This window comes from Pseudomonas sp. 008 (assembly GCF_016861935.1).
In the GTDB taxonomy this organism is placed as follows: domain Bacteria; phylum Pseudomonadota; class Gammaproteobacteria; order Pseudomonadales; family Pseudomonadaceae; genus Aquipseudomonas.
In genome coordinates, this window is the sequence record NZ_BOMA01000038.1 from 1 (window position 1) to 3,440 (window position 3,440).

General features: G+C 48.8%; 4 protein-coding genes and 1 pseudogene. 1 reads left to right on the top strand and 4 read right to left on the bottom strand.

Annotation, left to right across the window (positions count from 1 at the left end; translation table 11 throughout):
- Window positions 1-94: 94 nt before the first annotated feature.
- On the bottom strand, window positions 95-700 hold the full coding sequence (locus JUI81_RS31545; protein WP_204125685.1) for a hypothetical protein: 606 nt from the start codon (window positions 698-700) through the stop codon (window positions 95-97).
- The gene (locus JUI81_RS31550; protein ID WP_204125686.1) at window positions 697-1,179 is read right to left on the bottom strand and encodes a hypothetical protein; all 483 of its coding nucleotides are present in this window, start codon (window positions 1,177-1,179) and stop codon (window positions 697-699) included. Before JUI81_RS31550 ends, JUI81_RS31545 begins: the two co-directional genes overlap by 4 nt.
- 100 nt (window positions 1,180-1,279) lie before the next feature.
- Between JUI81_RS31550 and JUI81_RS31555 the strand changes: the two are divergent.
- Window positions 1,280-1,483: pseudogene (locus JUI81_RS31555) on the top strand (hypothetical protein); the annotation flags it as partial.
- 8 nt (window positions 1,484-1,491) lie between these two features.
- On the opposite strand, the gene JUI81_RS31560 reads toward JUI81_RS31555, so the two are convergent.
- Both JUI81_RS31560 and JUI81_RS31565 read right to left on the bottom strand, forming a co-directional pair.
- Window positions 1,492-1,887: a hypothetical protein gene (locus tag JUI81_RS31560; protein ID WP_204125687.1), complete on the bottom strand. Its 396-nt coding sequence runs from the start codon at window positions 1,885-1,887 to the stop codon at window positions 1,492-1,494.
- The coding region (locus JUI81_RS31565; protein ID WP_204125688.1) for a CdiA family toxin C-terminal domain-containing protein at window positions 1,887-3,440 on the bottom strand (1,554 nt) is incomplete at its 5' end. The genes JUI81_RS31560 and JUI81_RS31565, both read right to left, overlap by 1 nt.

Genomic DNA, 3,440 nt, shown 5'->3' on the forward strand with positions numbered 1-3,440 from the left:
GTTTTTCGTGCGTTTTTCGCATTTTTAGCGCCCCAGCACTACCCGACCTAACAGCTTCAAACTACTAAAAACACCGCCGCATAAACATCACCATCTACCCCCCATAAAGATGGGTAAATAAATGATCAATTTTCTCATTACAAATGACAGAGCTTTTGGAAAACTCCAAAGAATCGGACACCGCAATCAATCCTCTGAGCTCAACGGGAATATCTTCTACCCTAGCAAAGGCAGTGGGTATCAAATATCGAAAGTAGTCACCCATTACAGTATTCCCATCATATCCAACAGGAAAATCCTCACCTGGCACACTTCCCTCAACACCATGAAAAACGTAAAAACCTTTAATTGATGGCAGACTATACTCCGTCAACCTTCCACTAAATAATGATCTGTTGGCTACCCATTCTTCAACCTCTCGCCTAGATGAAGTATGCCTATAGGCATAAGCCGAATAAAAACCCAATATCGTCTGCCCTTTTTTATTTTCCGAGCACTCATCAAACTCAGCAGATTCCCCCCAAATAAATTCATTAAAGCTATCGAGCCTTTCATCTACATCGGAAACTTCCAAAAGTATAGCTGGGAGCGCCCCAAAGCAGTTATTTACCATGACCGCAATGGCTCCATTTTTATCCATTGCGAACCAAGTAACCAGTTCGCCAAACCCGGGTTCCCAATACTTATTCAGTGTCATCATTTCTTCTCCGGCCAGACAACCTTGCAGTTCGGACAGGTATCAATAATCGCTTTCGGGGTGATCCCCCCTTCTTCTCTGACTGTCTTCGGACGCAAAGCATCCGTAAACTTTACACCTGCTGGATTTACTCCAAACCTTACCAATTTGTCAACAGCTGCTACCTCAGCGCATGCACCTGCCGCGTTCCTACACAAACTAGTGAGCTCACCAATTTTAACACCAAGTTGATTCTCTATATAACTAACTGTACGTACATCCAGAGTTTCAGCAGTAATTTTCCCATTGCTGCTCCCCACAGCTATTTTTCCTGATGCCGGGTCATAAGCACCGATCATTGTGGCGACTTTAGACGCTTGGGTATTACTAGGAAATGCATTGATGGCGTCCAGCAACTCCTGAGTTGCACGTGCAGAGAATTTATCATTTACAGGGACATGCAGCACTGTTCTATCAAACAGCCCAACCGACTCACCAGACACAAGCGAGCTATTCTGAAAATCGTGAAAATCGGGGACAGACCACAATTAAATTGAGGGAGCAGTATCCCGCCCTCGATAAACGTAGTCTGTCCCCGTTTATCTTTCAAATTTATTGACGCTGATCGCTCAAAGGCGCGTTGGAAACCGGCTTGGTCGTATCGAGCCGCGAGCCATAAAACGAAGACCTCAAGCCTACCCCTTGCTGACCAAATCACGTCGGTCAGCAAGGACAGATGTCAGACAAAATGGGCACGCTAAATATATTAAGCAAGTGCCATTCAAATCCGTCCCTTTTCTCTCTTAACGTCCCAACTAGATTGGGGACTTCTTTGAGTAACGCTCTTCTAATCTTTCAGCAGACCTTAGAACACCGTCCCCATCATCAGGAAAGAAAGCAGAGTAAACATCAGCTGCAATTTTCATCAGGGAAACGTAGTCAGGCACTGGGATACTTGAAGTTTCCACTTCGCCCAAAAAGAAACTGACCTCACTGAAATCTTCTGGATCGTCCCAGTCCTGATCAAGAGAGTAAAAAAATCCTTCACTCACAGAGAAGCCAACTCCCCGCGATGCGTCATAGATAAACGCTGGGAAATTAGTCCTCCCTCTCGCTATAGAAGCCTCTATCAATTCGTAAAGATCTTCATAATCCAGGCCAGTTGAAGCAAATGACTCCTTGAGGCTCTCAAGCCAAGCCAATCTAGTCATCAGTTTGTCCTCGGCGGCATAGTGATAAAGGAGTTTGTTATTTCTCCAGTCTTGCTATTACGTGTCACTTGGAAGTGATAGCCATCAACTTTAATACTAGCTTCTCTCAACGCCGGATTGGCTTTAAACAAAGACTCAGCTTGGATTGCCGCTCGACTAGACATATCAGCCACCTTGCTATCCGGCAGAACCTTTGGATCGTAAGTCGTTTTCGTGGATGTAGGCTTATACCCCCCCATCAACTCGCCCTTAGTGTTGGTTCTAGGCAACTGATAGCTATACTCAACAAGGCCAGGATAACGGACATCCGTGATTTTGTTGGAGATTTTCGCACCAGTTATTTCAACCGACTCTAGGAAGGCATCGCTGTTGTGAGCACCAGAAATCGTCCCCGCCTTACTATTTCGCACGCCAATCTGGGTGTTATGACCGAGAACTGACTCGCCAAAGTTCTTCGAAAGCGTAGAAGCTGCTTGACCTCCAATCGTGGCAGTTGCTTTTGCACCAACCGTAGTCCAGTCAAATACCTCTCCCGCCTCTTTTACAAGAGTACTACCTGGGTTCGGATTCGTCACAGGAAACTCGCCGATGCCCGAAGCATTCGGCAAACGCGTGCTCGGAACCTTGACGCTGGCTACGCCCAGAGCCCCCACCACTATGTTTCCAGCAGCGTTCCAGAGATCACCATTAAACGCCTGATTCGCACCATAAGCCGCCTGGAGGACACCATTGGCCGCTGCCGCGATTCGTATGCCAGCCCCCAATGGACCAGTAAGGCCGTACAACGCCGGACTACCGAGGTTCGAAAGTCCCTGCTGCTCGTTGTTGATACGCAACATGCCTTGAGCATCTTTGTAAATCAGCTCATTTTCAGTTTTCGGCCTGCTCCAACCCAACTGATCCCAAAACCCTCCTACTTGGGCACGCGCTGCATCAGCGTAAGCATTTTTGACGTCATCCATGCCCGCATAGTGATAGTCACTGACAGGAACAGGCCCGTCACGAAGTAGCATCTGAATGCTGGCCTCGGCAGCCTCCGGACCGTACTTGAGGGCTTGCTCATAGCCATACACCTGGAGATAGGCCGAAAGCTCTATTTTGTCGGCCCTGGAAAGGGAGTCAGGATTTTTATGGAATGCCGCGAGCAGATCATCACTCCGTTGGTCCGCTCCCTCCAACGTCACTAAGCGTTTGGCAGAATCAATCCCCGGTTGTGTTGCATATTCTTCGCGCGCACGATCACGCTGAGCCTGGGAGTGATTGCCCAAGAAGTTGTACTGCGTAGCATTCGCCGCCACCGCAGCACCAACCCCGACATCGCCCCCGGACGCCGCTGCGCCTAGCACACCCACAATTTGCGACAGCGCCAGGAGGTTGGCCTGGGCCTGGTTGTACTCCGCAGAACCCGGAACAAGGTTTGAAGGTAAAAGTTTGTCGCCCAGCAATCCGACCAATACTTCGTTGGCGCCACCTGCCAGTGCTCCGGTGCGGAAATCACCGCCCATCGCTTCAGCCAGCAAGCCACCCAAGCCCGCATGCAAGAGAATTTTTTC